Source organism: Streptomyces agglomeratus, from assembly GCF_001746415.1.
GTDB classification, from domain to species: domain Bacteria; phylum Actinomycetota; class Actinomycetes; order Streptomycetales; family Streptomycetaceae; genus Streptomyces; species Streptomyces agglomeratus.
In genome coordinates, this window is sequence record NZ_MEHJ01000001.1 from 7783907 (window position 1) to 7805252 (window position 21346).

A 21346-nucleotide genomic window follows, 5' to 3' on the forward strand; every position below is an offset into this window, starting at 1 on the left:
TAGTGCACGATTTAATTGTGCACGATGTAACAGTCTGTGATTAATCCCACTCCGCCACGCGTCTCTTTCAGCTCAGCCGCTCGATGAGATCCCGCAGCTGCGCGCGCAGCCGCTCCGCTTCTTCGGCCGACATGCCGTAGCTCTGCCCCATCGCGCCCGGCACTTGCTCGGCCCTGGCCCTCAGTACCCGGCCCTTCTCCGTCGCCGATACGGTGATCAGCCGCTCGTCGTCCGGCTGCCGCGCCCGCCGCACCAGCCCCGCCGTCTCCAGCCGCTTCAGCAGCGGCGAGAGCGTTCCGTAGTCCAGCCCGAGGACGGCGCCCAGCTCCTTCATCGGAACGTCGCCGCGCTCCCAGACCGCCAGCATCACCAGATACTGCGGATAGGTCAGCCCCAGCTCGGCCAGCACCGGCCGGTACGCCGCCGTAACCGCCCGCGAGGCGGAGTGCAGCGCGAAGCACAGCTGGTCGTCGAGTGCCATGGACACGGCCGGAGGTCTGATCTCACCCATGTCCTCCATTCTCCGTGATCAGCCGAACTCGTGGTCCACTCTGTTCGCGGCACGCAGCGGTTCGAGACAAGGAGGCAACCCACATGACGGCCACGGCCGAGCGCCCGGAGCGGGCCTTCCACACGCCGAACAGCATGACCGGCGTAGGCGTTGTCGTCGTCGGACCCGGCGACCGCATCCTGCTCGGGCTCGCGCACGACGGCCGCTGGGAGCTGCCGGGCGGCAAGGTCGACCCCGGCGAGACTTTCGAAGACGCCGCCGTGCGCGAGCTGGCGGAGGAGACGTCCCTGCGCGCCGCCGCGGCCGGCGTCCGTATCGTCGCCGTGCTGATGGACGGCGCCGGAGGCGTCACCCGAGTCACGGCCGCGGCGGTGCTGGAGAGCGCCACGGGTACGCCGCGCGTCACCGAACCGCACAAGATCGTGCGGTGGCAGTGGGTTCGGCACGGACGACGTACCCAAGGACCTCTTCGTACCGTCGGCGTCCGTACTGCGCGCCTGGCGCCCGGAACTGGACCTCCCGCAGGCCCCGGGCACTGCTACCCGACGGCTCCCTGAACCGCATCGGCGGTCAAGCGGCGGCGGGCCTGCCCGCCTCCGGACCCGGCGGCTCGGCGGCGGACGGGTCCAGGATGCGGTTGAGGAAGTTCTTCGTCCGCTCGTGCCGGGGAGCGCCCACGACCTGCGCGGCCGGACCTTCCTCGACGATCACCCCGCCGTCCATGAACACGACGCGGTCGGCGCCTCCCGGGCGAAGCTCATCTCATGGGTGACGACCATCATCGTCATGCCCTCGGAGGCGAGATCGCTCTGCCCACCCTTCTCTCCCCGCCCGCCTACGGCCCCAGCGGGCCGGACGGGCAGAGCTGGAACCGACTATTCGGCGCTGTTGGAATCCATGACCGGCCGTCAGCGGTGGGGCAGCTTCGAGCGGACCTTCGGCTGGCTGATGCAGCACCACCGCCTGGCACGTGACTACGAAGCGCTGCCGCAGAGATACCGAACGATGATCCACTGGGCGATGGCTAACAAAATGAGCCGCGAACTCACCGGAGAATCCACACCAACCTGGCGAATCGAAACGGACATGCCACCCACACCGGCGTGAACGTTGATCAGATGCCCTCTTAGGGGTCGTTTATGCAGGTCTAGCCCTATATAATACCCTCGTCCCCGCCCTGCTCTGAGGCTTTCATCCTGTATGCGGAGAATGCCTTTGTCCGGAGCGGAGGCTCGGCCGTCCGTCTCGTACGTTTCTGTACTTGGAAGTCCGTCTGGTTTGAAGATGCTGTGGAATCGCCTGATGGACGGCGGAACCGAGCCCTCCGGCTCGCCTGTGATCACGCTACGTCGTGAGCGAGCGAAGGCCGTACCCCAGCGACCTGTCCGACGCCCGATGGGCCCTGATCGAGCCGACGCTGACGGCCTGGAGAAAGCCCGGCTCGACCGCAGGCCAACCGGGCAGCCGGCCAAGGTCGATTTACGTGACGTCTTCAACGCGATCCTCTACGTAAACCGCACGGGAATCCCCTGGAAATACCTCCCGCACGATTTCCCGAACCACGGCACCGTCTATGCCTATTACGCCGCGTGGCGCGACGAAGGGATCTTCGCCCAGCTCAATTACGACCTGACGGGACTGGGGGGCGCACGTCCGAGCCGACCGCCTCCGTGATCGACACCCAGAGTGTGAAAACCTCCAGCAACGTGCCCCTGACCAGCCAGGGAACGGATGCGGCCAAGAAGATCGTCGGGAGGAAGCGCGGCATCCTCACCGACACGATCGGCCTCATCCTCGCCGTGACCGTGACCGCCGCCGGCCTCTCGGAGAACGCCCTGGGAATACGCCTTTTGACCAGGTGAAGGAGAAGTACCCGACCATCTCAAGAGCTGGGTCGATACCGGCTTCAAGAACGCCGTCGTCGAGCACGGCGCCCGCCTGGGAATCGATGTCGAAGTCGTCAACAGAAACCCGGATACCCGCGGGTTCACGTCGTAAAAGGCGCTGGGTAGTCGAGCGGAGTATCGGTTGGATCATGATGCACCGCCGTCTCGCCCGCGACTACGAGACCCTCACCGCCAGCTCCGAAACCATGATCCACATCGCCTCGATCGACAACCTCGCCAGGCGCATAACGCACGAGACCACCCCTACCTGACTTACCAGGGCATCAAGGGCAATCTGCCTACTTCAAACGCCCTCTTAGAGGTCCCAACAAAGGCGTTGGACGTTTCGGTGGGTGATGAGGCAGGTTGCGAGGCCGAGGAGGGCTTCGTGGATGTCGTCGCGTCGCTCCCACCGGATGCGGAGGCGTCTGAAGCCGTGGAGCCAGGCGATGGTGCGCTCGACGACCCAGCGGTGAACGCCGAGTCCGGATCCGTGTGGGATGCCGCGGCGTGCGATCACCGGTTTGATGCCCTGTGCCCAGACAAGCCGACGGTACTTGTCGTGGTCGTAGCCCCGGTCGCCGAGCAGGGTGTCGGGCCGCCGTCGAGTTCGCCCGACCAGGCCGGGGATGGACGGGACCTTCGCGAGCAAGGGCATCAGCTGAGTCGCGTCGTTGCGGTTGCCTCCGGTCAGCGACACCGCGAGCGGGATGCCCTGCCCGTCGACGAGGACGTGGTGCTTGCTGCCCGGACGTGCGCGGTCGACCGGGCTGGGTCCGCTTTTGGCCCCGTCGAGCGTCCCTGACGTGGCTGGAGTCGATCACCGGCCGGGACCAGTCCAGCAGCTTCGCAGCCGACAGCTTCGTCAACAGGACGGCATGGAGCCGGTCCCGCACGCCCGTGTGTGTTCCGATTGGCGGCGCTCCCTCTAGGCTGTGCCGGTCGGCCCCAGGCGCGGGGCTCCAGGGGGTGGGGAACAGGATGTCCGTTGAACGTCACATAGCGGGGATGCTCCAGCAGATTGCCCGTCAGCAGGACATCGTCGAGATCGCTCCCCAGGGCTCCACGCTGAAGGCGGCCGCCCTGGCGCATGTGGCGGAGCAGTACGGCTACACGTACGGCATGGCGTACAGGACCGGGTTCAAGAACTCGCTCGTCCAGGTCCGGATGTACCGTGACCCGCAGCCCGACGCGCGCGTCCGCGAGGCGGCCACCATCGCCGCCCATCCGCAGGCGGGTAACGGCGGGACGGTGCCGGGGCTGGAGCAGGGCTCGCTGAAGCCGCTCCCCGAAGCGGTCGGTGCCGTGGCCGTGCTGAAGGACCTCGTCACCTTCGACGTCATGGCCCAGTACGTCGCCGACCGGAGGCAGAAGGTGCTGGTCTACCTCGCCTGCGCGGTCCTGACCGCCCTGCTGCTCATCGACAGTTCGCCGGTCGAAGCGGTCGCCTCCGGCGGGGCGGCCGCGCTGCTCTTCACCGTGGCGTTCAAGGTGGGCGAGATCCGCCGCGGGCAGATCGCACAGCGGCTGACAGACGCCGGGTTCCTCGCGGTGCGCGACGAACAGGGCGGCCAGCGGTTCCTGCGCCCGGGGCAGCAGTTGCCCGGCCACACCGACCCGTTCGCCGCCTGAGGCCCTTGCCCGCGGCGCAGGCAGGACCGGGACACCGCTGGGCAGCTGCCGCCGCCGAGCCTGGCACCACCACGTCACCCTCGTCTCCGCCGCCCACGCCTTCTGCACCCTCCAGCGGCTGGCCAGAGCCCCAAAAAGACACGGCGCCGGCCTGACCCTCTACCAAGTCATCCGAGAACTCCGGACCCTCCTGGCAACCTGGGCCGGCGCTGCCCCACCTGTCACCGCGACATACCCGCACGCGAACCAACCTGACCAAGTAGACCGCGCACGTAATCCCGCATCCGCCACCGTAGATCCACCCGGGAGGACCGGTCCGCCACACGAGCGACGTGTCAGGGTGCCGCGCCGACATCGCCATCGCGGACATGTGCCGGCAAGAGCGCGGTTCACAGACCACCAAGGGTGTACCGGTCGAAGGCGGAGTACAGGTCCACGTCGTCAGCAACGGACGCTGCCAGAGAAGATGGCGCTGCTGTGGCCAGCAGAGTGGTCAGGCGCTCCAGCGCGCGATGCTCCCCGGAAAGGTGGTGGACGGCCTGTGCGTTCTTCAAGAAGGGCGCACAGGCCGCATCGTTGACGTTCCGGCCGGACAGGTGGATCACGTGAGGGAAGTGAGCGATATCTGCCAGCGAACCGTTGTCAGCAAGGCTGTCGAAGCAGTCGCGCAACAAAGAGGGAGAAAGGGAGCGGTCTCGATCATGCATGACGTGATCGACAGCGTAGTGGGGCACCGCGCGTGCCCGTGTGACGACCTCGCGCTGTACATCGGGCCCCAATTCGTCCCACACCGCATCGCGCGCCACGCCAGTCAGCGCCAGCGCGGCATGCATGCCGGCTTCCTTCAGGCGCTCCGCTTCCACCGTCAATGCGGTGAGCGCGAACATCCTCCCCGACCGATCGGCGCGATCAGTGACCGCGCAGAAGACCGTATACCGTCTCACACAGATCCCTCACAGGTTCCAGAACCCGCCGCTACTTGAGGCAGGGCGTTGTCTTCGGTATGCAGGATCTCACCCTGGTGCTGTGCAGCTGTCCCGTCTCGGCGGTAAGTTCCTCGATCGTAAGATGGAAGCCCTACTTGGTCACCGACGGCCACGGCCAGTGGCTCGTCCAGTTCACCGCCAGGTAGTAGCTGTCGCCGATGTGCAGGGGGTCGATGTTGACGGCCGGCACGAACGCCATCACGTCGATCGCCTTCGCCGTCGGCAATGGCATCTTGTCGAGCTCCTCATCCGTGACCTCGACGATGGCGTCCTTCGAGGCTGAGGTGATCCCCGTGGTGTCGACACACCTGACAATGGATCTTCTTGGTCCTGGAAGGTGTAGATCCACGTGGCACGGCCCTCGAAGTACAGTGCGGAGTTCCGGTCCAACGCGGTCGCGTTGTGGCGGGCCTCGGCCGACAGGCGGACGTTCAAGAACATCGCGGCCGATCTGAACGTCAACCCCGAGACGCTGCGGACCTGGGTGCGTGACGCCGACGGCCGTCCAGTCGCCGCTGGCGCGTCGCAGGACACCGACTTGGCCCGGCTGCGGGCGGAGAACGCGCGTCTGGCCAAGGCGGAGAAGGAATGGCATCTGGAGCGGGAAATCCTGCGTCGGGCAGCGGCGTATTTCGCCCGGGAGATGAAGTGAAGACCGCCGCTTGGGACTTCGTCTGCGCCCACGCCGAGATGTTCGGCATCAAGCCACGAAGCCGCTGGTGGGGATGTGTGACTCGGCGCGCTGCCCGCAGGCCACCCACCATCCGTGTCACCGCCCCGTGTGGGCCGGGCAGGCTACCGCCATCGACGTGTTCATTCAAAGCCCCCCGGTCGCCAAGGGCGAGAAGTCGCGGCTGACCCCCGAACGCGACCGCGCCCTGCGAGTCGTCGCCGAGATTGACGCCGCCCAGACCGTTTCCATTGGAGCGGACTGAGATGGCTTGGCTCACCGAGGAATCCAAGACCCACAACGAGGCCGCAATCCGAGCCGCCATGGAACAGATCCTGAAGGGAGATCTCCCACCCGGCGGCAAGGCCGACCTGAAGACCCTCGCCGCCCTGGCCGGCGTGACCCGCACCGGCTTCTATCCCAAGAAGAACCGCGACGGAACCACGCGGCCCGGGGCCTACCAGCACCTCGCCGAGGAGTTCGAACGCTGGTTGAACGAACTCCGCGACGCCGGAGAGATCGTCGATCCCCGGATCGCGCAGATTGAACGACTCAAGGCACAAAATGCCGAGCTCAAATCGCGCATCATCACCCGCGACGAGCAGATCGCGCAGCTCACCGAGTTCAGAAACCTGGCGATCTCTCGCCTTGCCGCTCAGCACGACGAGATCGAGCGTCTGCGCAGGCAAGTCACCGACAACGGCGTCGTACGACGGCTGCCAGAAGCCACGAACCACATCGCGCCCTTCGGCTCGTGTAGTTAGGGCCGGTCGCGGTTCGTGACACAAGACCGGTTCACCGCTTCACCGAAACCTCGCCGGTTGCGGTTCAGGACCCGGGCGAGGCGGTGGCGGTTCAGCTCGAAGCCAGGTGGATTCCCGGTCGCGCCGTCGGCGGGCGGCGCGACCGGGACGCGGCTCAGCTAATCGGGCCGAAGATCTCGGTGCGGTCGAAGTCGGCGTCCATGCCGTCCAGCACCGCTCCCAGTTGCTTCTCCTCGTACTTGAAGTGCGTCTCCATGACCGCCTCGATCCCGTCCAGGTGGCGGTGCGCCACCTCCGGGTCGGTCGAGTCGGCCACCGCCTTCTGCAATCCACCGATGAGGTGCTCGATCATGTTGTGGTCCTGAGTCAGCTTCGCGACCACCGGCGCCAGGTCGGGTCGCGCCCGTACCAGTTCCGGGAACAGCGAACCGTCCTCGGCGCGATGGTGGCCGGACAGGGCAGCGCAGAACCCGTGGCAGAACAACAGCAGGTCGGTGGCGGCGTCAGTGGGGTCGCCGCCGTCCAGTCCCGCCCGCGCCAGCGCCAACGCATTTCGCAGCTTGCCGTGCACCCGCTGCAGTTCCCCGCCCCAGGCGGTGACGCGGTCAGTCGGCAAGAACGCCCTCCCGTCGCAGCCAGGCCGCGCACGCGGTCGTCCAGGACGCCGTGTGCGGCTCGCGCGCAATGAACTTATGCGGCTCGCCGCCGTATTCCACGCCGTCGGCCAGGCCGATGCCGTGGCTGCCGCCCGGGTAGACGTGCAACTCCACCGGTACCGCGGCCGCCGCCAGCGCCCGGGTCCACTCCAGGGCGTTGGGCAGGCCCGGCGGGTCCTGAGCGGTGGCCCATACGAAGGTCGGACACACCGACGCGTCCACATGCTTGGCCGGGGATAGCTCGTCCTTGATGGGCAGCAGGTCGCCGAGCAGGTTCTCGACCACCGACGGCGGCAGCAGGTCGAGGTCGGCCAGCGCATAGGCCAGGATCGCGAAGTCCGGTCGGGGCGGGTCGGCGACGCCCTCCTCGATGGACAGGACCCGGCCGGTCATGAGCAGGCCGGCGAGTTGGCCGCCCGCGCTTGATCCGATGACGCCGACCCGGCCGACGTCGAGGCCGTGGTCGCCGTTGCGGATGTGGTCCAACCCGGCCCGGGCGTCTTCGAGCGGGGCCGGGAACCGGTCCGGCAGCAGCCGGTAGGACAGGACGAAGGCGTGGATGCCGAGGCCGGACAGCCAGCGCGCGTAGCCTTCGCCCTCGTGCGGTGGAAGTTCCCGGAAGCCGCCGCCGGGCAGGACGAGGACGGCGGGTCGGGAGCCGAAGAACCGGTCCTCGGCGGGGTAAAGCGTGATCTTCTGTGAAATTGGGGTGGGAATGGCCGGAGCCACCTTTCGATACGACGCCTCCATGCCTGACGATTCATCCGCCACCGGCACGCGACGCTGCCTGAAACTATAACCGCCAACGCCAGAAGGGCGGTTGCGTCGCGCTGCCGCGATGGCGTCAGGGTGAGCACGCAGTCTCCGAGGACCGCGAGTCGGCGTCATCGCCTCACACTGCGTTCTCGGCAACGTCAAGCGCGCCTTGCGCATGCCGCCTTCTCTCAAGCAGCCGCTCGGCGGCCCCTCCGACTGGGATGCTGCTTACTCGTAACACCCGCGAAAGGCACACACCGATGCACCGCGGCGCGTCACAGGCCGGGGCGCCGCCCTCCGGAATGCGACACAACCTGCGGGGGACACGGTGTCTGCAACGACTAACCCGGCCCTGCTGCCGCTGTTGTTGCTGTCCGTCTTGCCGGTGGGGGCGGCCGCCGTGTACAGCGCTCGGGCCCGCTTCCACTCCTTCAAGCGATGGAACGCGTTGCAACGCCGCGTTCGCGTGTTCTCCTGGCTGCTGCTCGACGTGGACGCGGCCGCGGAGCTGCGCTCTGACACGGCCCAGGACGCCCTGCTCAACGAGCACCGCCGCCTGACCGTCAAGATCACCGATGAGGGCACCAGCGTCCTGTGAGTGCCCAGCTGAGCTACCCAGTTCGGATGCCGATTGAAGTCAGTCAGGCAGCGCAACGCCTCAGTGCCCTGCTACCCGTCATTGCTGCGGCTTCAGCGCGTTGGCAAGGCGGCACGTGGTGGACAGCCCGTACCGCAAGGACACGCCCGTAAGTCGCTGATGCCGCTCGTCCCAGCCTCGCCTGCGGAAATGAGTACCCGGGGGACGACAGCTGCACTGAGAACGATCTGCGGAGCGTGGGCCGCAGCCGCCCGTCCTGTCTGAAAGGCGGCCTTCCGCCAGACCGTACGACGACAAGCAGGGCACAGCACGCTGCGCCCGGCCGAACGGGGGTGTCAGCCGCCCGCCAGGGGAAATCGTGCTCCGGCCCGGACGGACGCGTCTGTGGCCAATAAGCCCGGTTCTGAGTCGAGAGGACAGGCGGTCAGGGACTGAAGCCTTCAGTCGCTGACCGGAGCGTCGCTGTAGACCTGCAGCTCAGAGCCGGGACACATATCAGAACAGGGACTGAAGCTCGCAACAGGGAGGCACATGTGGGCATGTGGCCGTCGGCGCGTTCACCTGCTGGTTCCACGCGAGCGGTCTCCAACCCACCTCTATGGTGGCGGCCTTCACGCGAACGGTTGGACCACCGGCTTGGCGCCGGAGTCGTGGACCATTTCAGCAAGCTGGATGAGGAAGCCGCACGGAGTAAGACGCCCCTGGATACGGCCTCAGGGCTACCAGCCGTACTGGCGACAACGGTCACGGACGAGCCGTGGGCACCCCCACCCGCATCGGATGGGGGCGCCCCCGGCTCGTCCGCGCGCACCTGCGTTCATTCCTCCTCGACGCCCAACAGCTCCAAGAAGGCCGCGGCCGCCGGAGTGCGGCTCTCCCGACCCCAGACCACGAACTCGGCGCGTGCTGGTGCCTCCGTGACCTCGATCGTGACCATCCCGGTCATGCCCGCGACATACGCGGGCGGCAGTAGGGCCACGCCCAGGCCGGCGCCGACCAGACGGGCCAGGTAGTCCGCGTTGGTCACCTCGAAGGCGACCTCGCGAGTGAGGCCGGCGGCGGTGAAGGCCAGATCGGACTGGGCCCTGCCGGCGGTCTTCGCCGGGAGGTCCACGAACACCTCGGAGGACAACCGACGGAGGTCGACCGAGGTCTCGCCGGCGAGCGGGTGGTCCGGGGCGACCACGGCGACCAGCCGCTCCCGGGCCAGTTCCCGGGCCATGACGCCCCGAGGGCGGGCCGTGACCGGGATGCCGAGAAAGGCCACCTCGATCTCGCCCTGCCTGACCCGCTCGACGAGCTCGTCGCTCGCTCCCACACTGAGACTGATCCGGGCCTTCGGATGACGCTGGTGGAAGTCCTTCAGGACGGCGGGAATGTCCACGGCGGCGACAGTGGGGATCAGCCCCACCGCGAGGCGTCCGCTCACCTCCCCGACGGACGCCGCGACTTCGGCGGCGGCCCGCTCCGCCGCGTCTAGGCACTGGCGGGCGGAGGGCAGGAAGGCCGCGCCCGCGGGGGTCAACCGGACTCGGCGGCTGGTGCGTTCGAAGAGCCGCGCACCCAGTTCTTTCTCCAGGCGCGCGATCTGGTGGCTGAGCGCGGACTGGACCACGAGGCAGCGTTGGGCAGCCCTCGTAAAGCTGTTCGTCTCGGCCACGGCGATCACGTACCGCATCTGCTGGAGCTCCATGGATCCATCGTGATTCGAGATCGATCACGTGACAAGCATGTGTTGGACTCATTGATACCCCCGGCGCGAGACTTGTGAGGACCGCACACAGCAGGAACGTTGTCGGAGCAACTCTGCCGGGCGGGCCCGCGATCGGGCCCCTCCGGCATGCCCGAAGCCGCTCCTGCGCTGCCCTCTTCCCTACCTCCGCACCTGGGCGCACACCGCCGAGGCATGCCTGCGCGCGCCCTCGCGCCCGTGACACCGAAAGGACGAGCGACCGCCATGAGCACCACGCCACCGCGTTCCGAGACAACCGTCGCCGACATCTGGGTGGACCCCCGCTGCCCCTGGGCGTGGATCACCTCACGCTGGATGCTGGAGGTGGAGCAGGTCAGACCGCTGGAAACTCGTTTCCACATCATGAGCCTGTCGGTCCTCAACGAGGGCCGCGAGGTCCCGGAGAAGTACCGCCAGGGCATGATCGACGGCTGGGCATGCGTGCGCGTGGGTGTCGCGGCACAGCAGCAGCACGGCAACGAGATGCTGCGCCCCCTCTACAACGCCATGGGACGTCTGATCCACCACGAGAAGGTCGGGATCGGCCACGACATGATTCGCGCCGCCCTGGAGGAGGCGGTTCTGCCCGCCGACCTGATCGAGGCCGCGGAGGACACCTCCTGGGACGAGCCGCTGCGGGCCGAGCACCACGAGGGGATGGACCCTGTCGGTTCTGAGGTCGGCACCCCCGTGATCCACGTGCCCGGACCGGAGCGGAAGCCGCTGGCGTTCTTTGGCCCCGTTCTCATCCCCGCCCCCCGTAGCGAGGCCGCCGGAACGCTCTGGGACGGCGTGCTGGCCGTGGCGAGCATCGACGGTTTCTTCGAGCTGAAGCGCGGCCGCGACCGCGACCCGATCTTCGACTGAGCCGGCTGGACGGATGTCGCGAACCACAGTGATTCCCGCGGGATTTGAGGCAAGATGAAGAACAGACAGAATGTACTGACGGCTGCCCTGACCGGCCTGGCTCCGGCGGTCTGGGGCAGCACCTACCTGGTGACCACCGAGCTGCTGCCCCTGGACCGGCCGTTTCTGGCGACAATCATGCGGGCCTTGCCCGGCGGCCTGGTCCTGCTGGCCCTCGGCGGGAAGCTTCCCGTCGGCATCTGGTGGTGGCGCGCGCTGGTGCTGGGCATTCTGAACATCGGCGCCTTCAACTTCCTGCTCTTCTTCGCCGCCTACCGGCTGCCGGGCGGCATCGCCGCCATGATCATGTCGGCGCAGCCCGTGTTCGTCGTGATCCTCGCCGCCCTCTTCCTCGCTGAGAGGATCAGAGCCATCCATGCCCTGGCCTGCGCAATGGGCACCGGGGGCGTGGTGTTGCTTGTCTTCAGGGGCACGGCGTCGCTCGACACCATCGGAGTCCTCGCCGCAGTCGGCGGAGCGCTGTGCATGGCCTCGGGCATCACACTGACCAAGCGGTGGGGCCGGCCGGAGGGCGTGGGTCTGCTCACGTTCACCGGGTGGCAACTCACGGCGGGCGGTCTGGTCCTGCTGCCGTTCTGGCTGTGGCTGGAAGACCTGCCAAACGGTCTCACCGGCTCCAACGTCATCGGGTTCGCCTATCTCATCATCCTGGGCGCGGTCCTGAGCTACATCGTCTGGTTCCGAGGCATCGAACGCCTGCCAGCCGTGGCGGTCTCCTTCCTGGCGCTGGGCAGCCCGGTCGTGGCGACCCTGCTGGGTTACCTCTTCAAGGACCAGACGCTGTCCGCCCTCCAAATTGTCGGCATGGTCGTCATCTTCCTGGCGGTTGTGCTCGGCCAGCCGTGCCCACCCAAAACGAAGTCCGAGGAGACCTCCTCGGCTCCACCCCGCACCCTCGTCTCGCACCTCCCCGACCAACCCGCTTTGGAACAGGAACGCAGCGGATAATGGCGGGGCATCGGGTCCTGTGGTCACTGACTGCTGCCCCGAACTGTGGGTGTTGGCCTTGTGTATGTCCTTTGTCGCGGCTTCGAGCTCGTTGACGAGCTTCGCGGCCGGGGCTCGGAGGACGATACGGCCCCTTTCCCGGCCGCGGCGGCGCTCCCACGTCGAATGGCCTGGGGGCGCGAACGCCAAGCGCCCCGAACCGAAGCGGTCCGGGGCGCGCCCTTGGTGCACAGGCCGGATGCGGAGCGCAGCGTATGTCTTTGCCTCAGCGTGGGGTCGCGCAGGGCCTGGAAGGCGACGACCTCGTAGACCATGCGCACCGCTCGGCGCCGGCCTCGCCACCTGCGGCGGGGCCGGGGGTGGTGATCTTCCCTGGGCGGAGGTTCGCACCGATCTGGGGTAGCGGACAGTTGTGGGTGACTACAGAGAGTGCAACGATCGCTTCTGTATGTAGTCGGCCTTAAGGGAAGCGCACATGACTGACGATCTTGCGACGTCGAACCTCCAGAAGATCAATAACCTCATGGCCACGGTTGGAGCCGAGGGCTTCGATCAGTCCATCGCTGAGCAGGTCGACAGGGCGAGTGCCGCCCAGGCTTCGGGAGACACAAGGGAGGCCATCGCGATCTCTGCTGGCCCCGGGTTGGACTGCGTAGCGACGTCTGTGTGCCCGCCAGGTCAGGTGTCCCGCCATACCAGCAGCCGCCGCTCCCGGCCGGCATGACGGTGCCCAGTCGCGGAGCGGCGGTCATGTCAACGCCGTCGGCGCAGGCCACCCACTTGACCTCTACATCCCCGTCTAACAAACCACCGCTAGCGCGTGCCTCTTTGATGAGTTGGTCAGTTGAGCGTTGAGCGGAGATCACCTGATCCCAGGTACCTCCCCCGGTCAGCGAGGAGCGGAGAGCCCCAACTGTCCTCGGACGGTCGGGGCTCTGTCGGCATCACCCTCAGGTTTGGGTCGATGTCGCAGAGACGGCTGACTCGGCTCGCGCGGAAGGAGAAGCGTGGCTTGCCAGGGCTCGGTCACGTCTGGTCCTCTACGCGTATCGCCTCCTGCAAATCCCGCTGGGCTGGACCTGGCTCGCCTTCCTGCAGCTCAATCAGAGCAGCGGCGATCGCGTCGAGCTTCCGCTGAATGGCGTGCTCGGCACGCCGTTCGCTGTTCTTGAGGAGAGCCAGGAGCAGCAGGGTCACCGCGGTCATCGACTCACCGGCAAGCATCATCCAGGCCATCGGAACCTTGGCCGCATGCGCACCGATGACTATGCCGACCAGGAGCAGGCACAGCCCGAAGAACGTGGGACTGCTCGTAAAGTTCGAAGACTTCTCCGCAAGGTGCGCGAAGCGGTCGCGCTCGTTTCCACCGCGCTCAGCGGGATGCTCAAGTGTCATGACCTGGCCGGTACCCCGGTTTCGATTCGGAGCACGTACCAGGTCGTTGGAACGACGGTGGATGACAGACTCACCGGGCGGGAAACACAACTCGCGCCACCTGATGTTCAGGGCGGTGCGGGTGCTGGTGCGTCACGCCAGGACCGCAAACCGAGCAGGGAAGAATGACCGCGCCCGGGTCGACGAGCCGCACTGACGGCTAGGACTTGTCCGGCCGATCACGTGCGGAGCCAGATGGTGAGGCTGCGGCGGTTGCGGTGCCCAAGCAGACGTAGAGGCGCTTGTCGTAGCGCGTGGCCACCGCCCGGTGCTGCTCGAGTCTGTTGATGGCCCGTTCAACGGTTTTGCGCTTCTTGTACTGCTGCACTTCATCGAAGGCGGGTGGCCGTCCCCCCGCGTGAGCCTTTGCGGAGGCGGGCGGCCTGGCTGTCGGCCTTCTCCGGGATGGCGTGCCGGATGCCCCGACGCCGCAGGTAACGCGGCAGGGCCGGTTGCTGTATGCCTTGTCGGCCGCGAGGGTGTCGGGTTCGCGCGGGGACTGCCCGGCCCCATCCGGGGACGCTGATCTTCTCCAGGACCGGCTTGAACTGAGTGCAGTCCGCCCGCTGGCCCGGTGTGACGATCAGGGACAGCGAGCGGCAGCGGCCGTCCGCGCTCAGGTGGCGCTTGGTGGTGAAGCCGCCGCGCGAGCGGCCCAGGCTCTCACCTCCAGCACCACCTCCACCAGGCGGGCGACCAGGCTCTGCCACGGTGTTTCGCTCTGATGTTTTTTGGGACTTCGGCCCCCTTTGGCGCGGGGGCCGGCGGCGGATCGGTACGGGCACCCGCCGCATGCTGATGCACACGCACGACGGTAGGATCCACCGAAATGTCCCAGTCGATCTCACTCGCCGCGTCGGCGGCGGCCTGCACCTGCTGCAGAAGACGCTCCCACGTCCCGTCGGTAGACCACAGTCGATGACGTTCATACACCGTCTTCCACGGCCACGAACCGCTCCGGCAGGTAACGCCACTGCACACCGGTCCGCACCCGGTGAAGAATCCCGTCGATCACCTGCCGGTGATCCCGCCACCGACCACAACGCCTGTTGCTGACCGGCAGGAACGGCCGCAGTCGTCCCACTCAGCATCACTCAGATCACCTCGCCCCATGCGCACATCAACGACCCGGGCACAGAGCAGCCACATGATCGTCCGGACAGTAGCTAGTGGTGCGACCCGGGCGGCGGCGAAGGGTCGTGCCTTAGAACTCCTATCGGAATGACTTCAGGCGCCGCCAGCAGATGAGTGCGCATCCGAGTGTGAGGAATGCTTCGTGGATGTCGTCGCGTATCTCCCAGCGGATCCGCAGGCGGCGGAACCAGTGCAGGTGGGCAAAGGCACGTTCCACGACCCAGCGCTGGGTGCCCAGGCCGGAGCCGTGCTCGGTGCCGCGGCGGGCGATGACCGGTTTCACGCCCCGGTGCCAGGCCTCCCTTTCGTCGACGACTCCCACCTTCCCCTCGACGAAGGCCCCGAGGCCATCGAGGCCGTCGGCCGCAATAGGGGCGAGGGCATGTGGGGCCGCTTCGACAAGAACCGCGCGGACGGCGGCTGGAGCGCCTTCACCACCGACCCGCTCGACCACACCCTCGGCTGGGCGGTTCGCTCCCACCCGGAGCACGGCCGCAGCGTTCTGCTCATGCGCGACGGCGACACCTCCGGACTGCACACGGAATGGGATGGCGAGCCGTTGCTCTTCCGCGCCGGCGGCTACTGGTGGAACGGTGAGATGTGGTTCCGGCCTGGCCAGGTATGGGACCCCGTCGCGCAGGACTACGAGCGGCGCAAGGCCCGCATGGCCGTCACCGTCACCGCCGCCGACATGCTGGACGGCCGCGCCGACCCGGCACGGGCGTACGTCGGCAAAGTGGCCACCTTCGACCCGGAGGCCGCGCGACCGGACAAGTGGCTCGACCACCTGGCGCTGTGGGCGGAGCATCACCAGGAACAGGATGGTGCACTGCCGCTGGAGCGGTGCGTGATCGACGTCTCCAGCCCGGAGCTGACGGGGGCGCAGCTGATCGGTGCCCCGGAGATGGCGGAGCTGGGCGGCATCACCGCCTCGACGCTGCGGGCCTATATCTCTCGCGGCAACATCGAAGTCCCCAGGCCGCAGGCCGTCGTCGGCGGCCGCGACCAGTGGCCCCGCGCGGTGGTCGACGACTGGGTCGAGGCCCGCAAGCGCTCCTACCAGGGCATCGGGGAGGCGATGTCCGCCGGTGACCGCGACGCCCTCTCGCCCGGAGCCGCAGAGGTGCGCGACCGGTTTGCCACCGACTTCCAGCACGCGCTGTACGACCGGCCAGACGTGCGCAAGCGGTGGGTGCTGCGCCACCGCAACAAGGAGTCCGTCACCCAGATCGCGGGTGAGCTCGCCTGGTCGGTGGGCGCTAGCCTTGGTCAGATCGTCCCCACCGAACACCTTGGGCGCACCGTGCGGGCAGCCGTGCTGCACGACTTCGCCGAGACCGTCGAGATGTTCGCCGACGACCAGGACGGCAAGGGCGGCCACGTCTCCACAAAGTGGTGGCACCTCAACCTGACGCCCTCGGTGGGCAAGATGCTCGACTGGTACATCCGGTGCTTCCCCGGCGAGGCATACGCCACCATCGGGGAGATCCAGCGCCAGGCTCACGCGACCTGGAACGTGCCGTCGGCGGACACGCTTAGCGCGCTGCGTTCGGCGCTCTCGCTCGACGGCCAGCTCACCGAGCAGCAGCGCGAGACGTACTTCGCGCTGCTTGAACCACAGGAGGACACAGCCTGACCCGTCCTCGCCCGACCGGACACAGCGGCCGGAGCCAACGCCAGTGGCTCCGGCCCGCTGCCGCGTGACTGTAGCGGGCGAGTCACGCCCGGCAATGACCGGCTCAACCCGGGCTCGCCCTCGTCCGGGCGACATTCTGGCGACGCGGCGGAAGCGTCCCAGCGTCGTCCTACTCCGACAACAGCCTCGGCCTCGCACCCTTCGCGGAGCATCCGGACGCCATCCTGAGGATGGCCAGGTCGCCGTATGAGAGTCAGCTTTCGCCCGGTGGCCGCCGCCTGCGCCCCAGAACCACGTGTGGCGTGTCACCCGGGCACGGTGATGCCGAGTGTGGCGCCGCTGCCGGCAGACGGCCTCGCCGTCTGCCGAGCAGGGGCGACCTGCGAAGAGGGCACCAGCCCGGTCGGGCCTCCTCCGTCCAGTTGTGGACCTGATGGATAACCCGCCGGGTGGCGATCACTTTCCGCCGTTCTGCGGGATCCGGTGACGTGCCGCCTGGGCGGTGGAGACGCTGGGCGGCGGGCGTACGAGGGGGGAGAGGAGCCGATGGGGTACACCGCCGTACATGCGGACTGGGGCCGACTGGATGCATCTCGGGGTGATCTCGGCTGCGGCCGTGCCTGGGCAGACGTTCATCGCGTCAAGGGCCTGGTGCTGACGTGTCCGGAGTGCCGGGGCCGGGTCTTCGCCCGGGTCTCGCATTACAGCGTCCGGCACTTCTACCACCAGGTGCGGCCGGAGAACTGCGAGCTGGCGAACGAGTCGCCGGAGCACCACCTGCTGAAGTTGGAGCTGGCCATGGCTGCTCGGGCGGCGGGGTGGCGGGCGGAGCTGGAAGTCAGCAATGAGGCCCGGACCTGGCGGGCCGACGCGATGGTCTTCGACGAGCGCGGCCGTCCCTTCATGGCGCTGGAGGCGCAGTTGTCGCCCCTGACGCCGGACGAGGCGCGCATGCGCACGGACCGCTACGCGCAGGACGGAGTCGCGGTGTGCTGGGTCGCCTTGGAAGATCGGCCTTGGGAGCGCATCGTGCCTTCGCTGCGGGTGCGCCTTCCGCGGTTGCGGGGCGAGTCCTGGACCGTGTGGCACGGGATGGCGCGCTACACCTGGGCGCCACGCACGCTGAAGGCGAAGGCGAAGTGGGTGCACATCACCTGCACGCTCGGCGAAGCGGTCCAATGGATCCTGGAGAAGCGGGTGCACGCCTTTACCGGCCCGAACGGCACAGTGAGGTGGACAACGCCCCCGTACGAGCAGCTGGCAATCGTCCGCGCCCGGATGGAAGCCGAGGCCGAGACCGCAAAGCGCGCTGCTGACGCCCAGCAGCGCCGCAAGGAGACCGAGCAGCGGGCCGAGGAACGCCGCCGGCTCGCGCAGCAGCGGGCTCGGGAGCGGAAGGCGGAAGTACAGCGTTTGAAGCCCTTCTTCGAGCAGACGGGTCTGGACGCCATGGTGTGGCAGGTCTTCACACAAATGGTCCGCTCGGCATCCGGCAAGGCAATTCAGTACGGGACCCCGGGCCCCGCTTACGGCGACGGGCTGCCCGTCTACGCCCGACCGAGGTGGGAGAGCGTCGGGTTCCAGCTGTCAGGTGTGGTCTGTCCCAATCCAGAAGCGCTCGCCGGATGGCCCAAGGGCCTGACGATCCTGGTGCCCAACCAGACCTGGCTCTCACGCATCCAGGCCGCCGCCCGCACACCGCTGAAGGTAGCGGTGCTGGACCCGGTCACCGGCCACAGCAACTTCGTACGCGTCACCCCGCACCCAGCCTCCACGCGCCCGTAAGGCATATTGGCCGGAGCGGCTGAGAATGCCCCCTACCGCCCTGGTTGGTTGTGCGTCAGCATGGCCCGCACCCATCAGGCGACGAGAAAGGGGGACATGATGGGCAAGCACGAGAAACCCCAGCCGGACCCGGGCCAGGGCACGCCGCCACCGGACAACTCCGACGGCCAGGTACCGACCCCACCGCCGTCCAACGGGCAGCACAAGAAGGACGAGTAGCCGTGTCTCAACTCGCCGAGCACCGCCGACGCCTCGATGCCGACATGGAGCAGCGCGGCGCCTGGCCGGCGCGAGCGCCATGGATCCGCCAGGCCGCCGGCGACCTGCCCCGCGAGGCCTTCGCAACGGACCAGGTCTGGTACTGGGACGGGCACGCATACGTGCCGGTCGACCGCAGTGCCAATCCCGACCGGTGGGCCGCCCTGGTCTACCCGGACCCGGACGACGCCACGATCACCCAGATCACTCACGGCGTCCCAAGCTCCAGCCTGAGCTGCGAAGCCGTCGTCGCGGACATGCTCGACTCGCTGCTCCTTGAGGAAGGCCACCAGGTGTTGGAGCTCGGTGCCGGCACCGGTCGTAACGCCGCACTCGCCGCCCGCCGGACGGGCCCGGGCCGAGTGATCACGGTCGAGGTCGACAAGGCACTCGCCCAGTCCGCCCAGGGGAACGTGGAGGCGGCGGGTGCCGACGTGAGCGTCGTCGTCGGTGACGGCGCCGCGGGCTGGCCGAGCGGCGCGCCGTACGACCGGGTGATCTCCACCTTCGCGGTCGACGAGGTGCCATGGACGTGGGTCGCGCAGACCCGGTCGGGCGGGCGGATTGTGACCCCGTGGGGCCGGCTGGGGCATGTGGCGCTGAAGGTTGCCGCTGACGGTCGGTCGGCGTCCGGATGGATGCAGGGGCTGGCCGCGTTCATGCCGCCCCGCCATCTCCTCGTCGGCCGGAGCTTTGCGCAGGTCCGCGGAGACGGCCCCTCGCAGGACGAGGGGCCCTTCGAGAAGGACGTGTGCCTCCTGGCCGACAACGTCCATCTGCGCTTTGCTCTGCGGGTCGCCCTGCCCGAGGTGGAGATCACCACGGCGGTCGACGAGGACGGCATGAACGCCTGGCTGCATGATGGCGTCTCGTCGTGGGCGACGCTCTCCGCACTCGGCGGTGGGCGGACCATCGCCGACCAGGGAGGTCCTCGCCGCCTGGCCGACGAGCTCGAGCATGCCTGGGACCGGTGGCTGGCCGAGGACCGGCCGGACGTGTATGACTTCGGCATGACCGTGGAACCGAACCGGCAGTACGTTTGGTCCCGCGACCCGGGGAACTCGTGGTGGCAGGTGAAATCGGCGGGGCGCGCGCCCTTGGTGAGCTAGTGCAGCCCCGCGTCAGTTCGTTGAGGGGTGTTCGGCGGTGAGGACGCCGAGGTAGCGGCCGCAGGCGCAGTCGAGGGCTTCCTCTTGTTGCCGCCGCCGTACTGTCGGTGCACGACGTGGTGTACGTTCAGCGTCCGGCGGACCGAGTTGAACCAGGACACCCAGTCGTGGATGTTGTCCGGCTCGAACTCGGCTCCTTCGACGAGGTCGAGACCGCACCGGGCGCATCGGCCGCGCTGACGGACCGCGAGGGTATGGATGAACCTGTTCTCCAGCCCCTGCTTGGCCCGCCTGGCCGCGCGCTCGGTCGTCGAGGCCCTCCGACACCACGGTCGCGGAATGGGCCCTGCTCGCCCAGGCGGGCAGGTCAACTGCTGTTGGGCGGTCAGGACGATGAGGTGGGGACCGTCCTAGCTTGCCCGCCGGGCGGGCAAGCAGAAAGGGCTCGCAACGTGGCTTTCAGCGATGTGGCTGGCTGGAGCTGTAGGCCGGCGGTGGGAGTCACCTCGCCTGGGTCGACGGTGATGTGGAAGCGCTGGGCCAGTGTCGCGAGGACCAAGGCTGCCTCGACCAGGGCGAACCGCGCGCCGAGACAGCTTCGCTGGCCACCGCCGAATGGAAACCAGGCGTGTTGGTGCACCGGCTGTTGGGGGTTGTCGTCCCAGCGTTCAGGTCGGAAGGCCGTGGGGTCGGGGAACCAGCGGGGGTCTCGGTGGGTGACCCACTGGCTGCACCAGACCATGGTCCCGGCCGGGACCGGGCTTCCTCCGAGGACAGCGCCGTCCTGCGCCACTCTGGGAGGGATCATCCATCCGGGCGGATAGAGCCGCAGCGCTTCCTTGATGATCTTTTGTGTCCAGGTCAGTTGCTCGTAGTCGTCGATGGTGGGGGGCCGCCCGGCCAGGACGCGGTCGAGCTCCGCGGTGAGTCGTGCCTGGGCATGCGCGGATGCCGACAGCAGGTACCAGGACCACATCAGCGCCGTGGAGGTGGTCTCGTGGCCCCCAACCCACAAGGTCACCGCTTCATCCCGCACCTCCGTGGGGGTGAGCGGCCGGCCAGTCTCGTCCCGGGCTGCGAGCAGCCTGCTCAGCAGATCCTCGCGCTCGCCGTCCACGCCCTGAGAGGCTTGTCGGGTGCGGATGAGTCGATCGATCTCGGCATCGACGGTTGCGACGGCGTCAAGCAGACGCCGCCGAGCGGGCGTGCGGGCCCAAACGGGAAGGAACAGCCCGACCCCGCGCAGTTCGGCGCCGATCTCGCGTCCGGCCACCGACATCGCGTCGCCGAGCGCGCGGGCTTGGTCCCCGACGTCGTTGCCGAACAGGGTGCGGACCACGATCCGCTGCGTGAGCAGAGTCATCTCCCGCAGCACATCGATCCGCTCCCTGTCCTGCCAGCGGTCCGCAAGCGCCGAAGCGCAGTCGACCATCGTTGTCGCGTATGTGCGTACCTGGCGGGGGCGGACCGTCGGCTGGACGAGGGACCGCTTGCGCCGCCAGTCAGCACCCTGGCTGCGGATGACGCTGTCGCCGACCAGTCGTCTGAACGACCAGCCGACGTCCGGGGTCTCGTAGCGTCGTTCGTCGGCCCCTAGGAGTTCCGCGATGTGCTCGGGGTGCGAGAGGAAGATGATCCGCATCGGGCCGAGCGACCAGGTCACCACGTCCCCGAAGTCGTCGCGCAGGCGCACCAGGAACGCCAACGGGTCCCGGCCGAAGGCGGGCAGGTTTCCGAGCAGCGGCAGCCCACGCGGGCCGGCAATGGGAAGAAACGCGACAGGGGGCACTCTCAGCCAACGAGCCGACTCCTGAACGGTTCCGTCCAAGCGGGACACCAGCACTGCGGCCCCGGCGGCTCGTCAGTCATACTGCGGTGCCGGTCAGGAATCCCGCCCACTTCCGCCAATGCGAGCTCAGTCGCC

The 21346-nt window shown here is 68.0% G+C and carries 19 protein-coding genes and 6 pseudogenes; 13 read left to right on the forward strand and 12 right to left on the reverse strand.

Annotated features, from left to right (window positions below):
• Positions 1–67: 67 nt before the first annotated feature.
• Positions 68–511, reverse strand: coding sequence for a MarR family winged helix-turn-helix transcriptional regulator (locus AS594_RS34160; RefSeq protein WP_069936036.1), 444 nt, complete (start codon positions 509–511; stop codon positions 68–70).
• Positions 512–594: 83 nt separating this feature from the next.
• Between AS594_RS34160 and AS594_RS34165 the strand changes: the two are divergent.
• Positions 595–1021: pseudogene (locus AS594_RS34165) on the forward strand (nucleotide triphosphate diphosphatase NUDT15); the annotation flags it as partial.
• Between the two features lie 60 nt (positions 1022–1081).
• Here AS594_RS34165 and AS594_RS41585 read toward each other — a convergent pair.
• A pseudogene (locus AS594_RS41585) lies at positions 1082–1314 on the reverse strand (amino acid ABC transporter ATP-binding protein); the annotation flags it as partial.
• Between the two features lie 85 nt (positions 1315–1399).
• Here AS594_RS41585 and AS594_RS41590 point away from each other — a divergent pair.
• Both AS594_RS41590 and AS594_RS48055 read left to right on the forward strand, forming a co-directional pair.
• A complete protein-coding gene (locus AS594_RS41590; RefSeq protein WP_240509326.1) occupies positions 1400–1618 on the forward strand; it encodes a transposase in 219 nt (72 codons plus the stop codon).
• A 244-nt stretch (positions 1619–1862) separates the two neighbouring features.
• Positions 1863–2669, forward strand: a pseudogene (locus tag AS594_RS48055) (IS5 family transposase).
• 44 nt (positions 2670–2713) lie between these two features.
• Here the strand turns inward: AS594_RS48055 and AS594_RS34180 are convergent.
• A pseudogene (locus tag AS594_RS34180) lies at positions 2714–3305 on the reverse strand (IS5 family transposase); the annotation flags it as partial.
• 73 nt (positions 3306–3378) lie between these two features.
• On the opposite strand from AS594_RS34180, the gene AS594_RS34185 reads away from it, so the two are divergent.
• Positions 3379–4029, forward strand: a complete 651-nt coding sequence (locus AS594_RS34185) for a hypothetical protein (RefSeq protein WP_141743723.1) — start codon at positions 3379–3381, stop codon at positions 4027–4029.
• Positions 4030–4418: 389 nt separating this feature from the next.
• Here the strand turns inward: AS594_RS34185 and AS594_RS34190 are convergent, their stop codons facing one another.
• Both AS594_RS34190 and AS594_RS48415 read right to left on the reverse strand, forming a co-directional pair.
• Positions 4419–4916 carry a hypothetical protein gene (locus tag AS594_RS34190; RefSeq protein ID WP_069774731.1) on the reverse strand — a complete coding sequence of 166 codons (498 nt, stop codon included), beginning with the start codon at positions 4914–4916 and terminating at the stop codon, positions 4419–4421.
• Between the two features lie 190 nt (positions 4917–5106).
• Positions 5107–5364 carry a Ku protein gene (locus tag AS594_RS48415; RefSeq protein WP_478078922.1) on the reverse strand — a complete coding sequence of 86 codons (258 nt, stop codon included), beginning with the start codon at positions 5362–5364 and terminating at the stop codon, positions 5107–5109.
• On the opposite strand from AS594_RS48415, the gene AS594_RS34195 reads away from it, so the two are divergent.
• The 3 genes from AS594_RS34195 (at position 5365) to AS594_RS34205 (ending at position 6449) form a co-directional block, all read left to right on the forward strand.
• Positions 5365–5667 (forward strand): transposase, encoded by a 303-nt coding sequence (locus tag AS594_RS34195; RefSeq protein WP_069774730.1) that lies wholly within the window; start codon positions 5365–5367, stop codon positions 5665–5667.
• Between the two features lie 157 nt (positions 5668–5824).
• Positions 5825–5950, forward strand: a complete 126-nt coding sequence (locus tag AS594_RS47345; RefSeq protein WP_256096727.1) for a hypothetical protein — start codon at positions 5825–5827, stop codon at positions 5948–5950.
• A gap of 1 nt (position 5951) precedes the next feature.
• Positions 5952–6449, forward strand: a complete 498-nt coding sequence (locus tag AS594_RS34205; protein ID WP_069774727.1) for a hypothetical protein — start codon at positions 5952–5954, stop codon at positions 6447–6449.
• Between the two features lie 154 nt (positions 6450–6603).
• Here AS594_RS34205 and AS594_RS34210 read toward each other — a convergent pair whose 3' ends face one another.
• Entirely contained in the window at positions 6604–7065 is a 462-nt protein-coding gene (locus AS594_RS34210) for a hemerythrin domain-containing protein (protein ID WP_069774725.1), read from the reverse strand.
• Positions 7055–7834 carry an alpha/beta hydrolase gene (locus AS594_RS34215; RefSeq protein WP_206281732.1) on the reverse strand — a complete coding sequence of 260 codons (780 nt, stop codon included), beginning with the start codon at positions 7832–7834 and terminating at the stop codon, positions 7055–7057. The genes AS594_RS34210 and AS594_RS34215 overlap by 11 nt, the downstream gene beginning before the upstream one ends.
• A 355-nt stretch (positions 7835–8189) precedes the next feature.
• Here AS594_RS34215 and AS594_RS41595 point away from each other — a divergent pair, with 355 nt between their 5' ends.
• Positions 8190–8459, forward strand: a complete 270-nt coding sequence (locus AS594_RS41595; RefSeq protein WP_240509160.1) for a hypothetical protein — start codon at positions 8190–8192, stop codon at positions 8457–8459.
• An 817-nt stretch (positions 8460–9276) separates the two neighbouring features.
• On the opposite strand, the gene AS594_RS34220 is transcribed toward AS594_RS41595, so the two are convergent.
• Positions 9277–10152 (reverse strand): LysR family transcriptional regulator, encoded by an 876-nt coding sequence (locus tag AS594_RS34220; RefSeq protein WP_069774721.1) that lies wholly within the window; start codon positions 10150–10152, stop codon positions 9277–9279.
• Positions 10153–10416: 264 nt separating this feature from the next.
• Here AS594_RS34220 and AS594_RS34225 point away from each other — a divergent pair, with 264 nt between their 5' ends.
• On the forward strand, positions 10417–11058 hold the full coding sequence (locus AS594_RS34225; protein ID WP_069935726.1) for a mycothiol-dependent nitroreductase Rv2466c family protein: 642 nt from the start codon (positions 10417–10419) through the stop codon (positions 11056–11058).
• Positions 11059–11112: 54 nt separating this feature from the next.
• Positions 11113–12066, forward strand: coding sequence for an EamA family transporter (locus tag AS594_RS34230; protein ID WP_069931912.1), 954 nt, complete (start codon positions 11113–11115; stop codon positions 12064–12066).
• A gap of 1026 nt (positions 12067–13092) precedes the next feature.
• Here AS594_RS34230 and AS594_RS34240 read toward each other — a convergent pair.
• From AS594_RS34240 to AS594_RS34250, 3 genes and pseudogenes are all read right to left on the reverse strand, one after another.
• On the reverse strand, positions 13093–13461 hold the full coding sequence (locus tag AS594_RS34240) for a low affinity iron permease family protein (protein ID WP_069774715.1): 369 nt from the start codon (positions 13459–13461) through the stop codon (positions 13093–13095).
• Positions 13462–13679: 218 nt separating this feature from the next.
• Positions 13680–14613: pseudogene (locus AS594_RS43305) on the reverse strand (IS5 family transposase).
• Positions 14614–14713: 100 nt separating this feature from the next.
• A pseudogene (locus AS594_RS34250) lies at positions 14714–14923 on the reverse strand (transposase); the annotation flags it as partial.
• On the opposite strand from AS594_RS34250, the gene AS594_RS34255 reads away from it, so the two are divergent.
• The 3 genes from AS594_RS34255 (at position 14924) to AS594_RS34265 (ending at position 19422) form a co-directional block, all read left to right on the forward strand.
• Positions 14924–16270 carry a helix-turn-helix transcriptional regulator gene (locus AS594_RS34255; RefSeq protein ID WP_240509161.1) on the forward strand — a complete coding sequence of 449 codons (1347 nt, stop codon included), beginning with the start codon at positions 14924–14926 and terminating at the stop codon, positions 16268–16270.
• A 546-nt stretch (positions 16271–16816) separates the two neighbouring features.
• On the forward strand, positions 16817–18055 hold the full coding sequence (locus tag AS594_RS34260) for a competence protein CoiA family protein (protein WP_069935728.1): 1239 nt from the start codon (positions 16817–16819) through the stop codon (positions 18053–18055).
• A gap of 221 nt (positions 18056–18276) precedes the next feature.
• The gene (locus AS594_RS34265; protein ID WP_240509162.1) at positions 18277–19422 is read left to right on the forward strand and encodes a methyltransferase domain-containing protein; all 1146 of its coding nucleotides are present in this window, start codon (positions 18277–18279) and stop codon (positions 19420–19422) included.
• Positions 19423–19807: 385 nt separating this feature from the next.
• Here the strand turns inward: AS594_RS34265 and AS594_RS34270 are convergent, their stop codons facing one another.
• Positions 19808–21217, reverse strand: a complete 1410-nt coding sequence (locus AS594_RS34270) for a cytochrome P450 (protein ID WP_069930984.1) — start codon at positions 21215–21217, stop codon at positions 19808–19810.
• Positions 21218–21346: the final 129 nt, after the last annotated feature.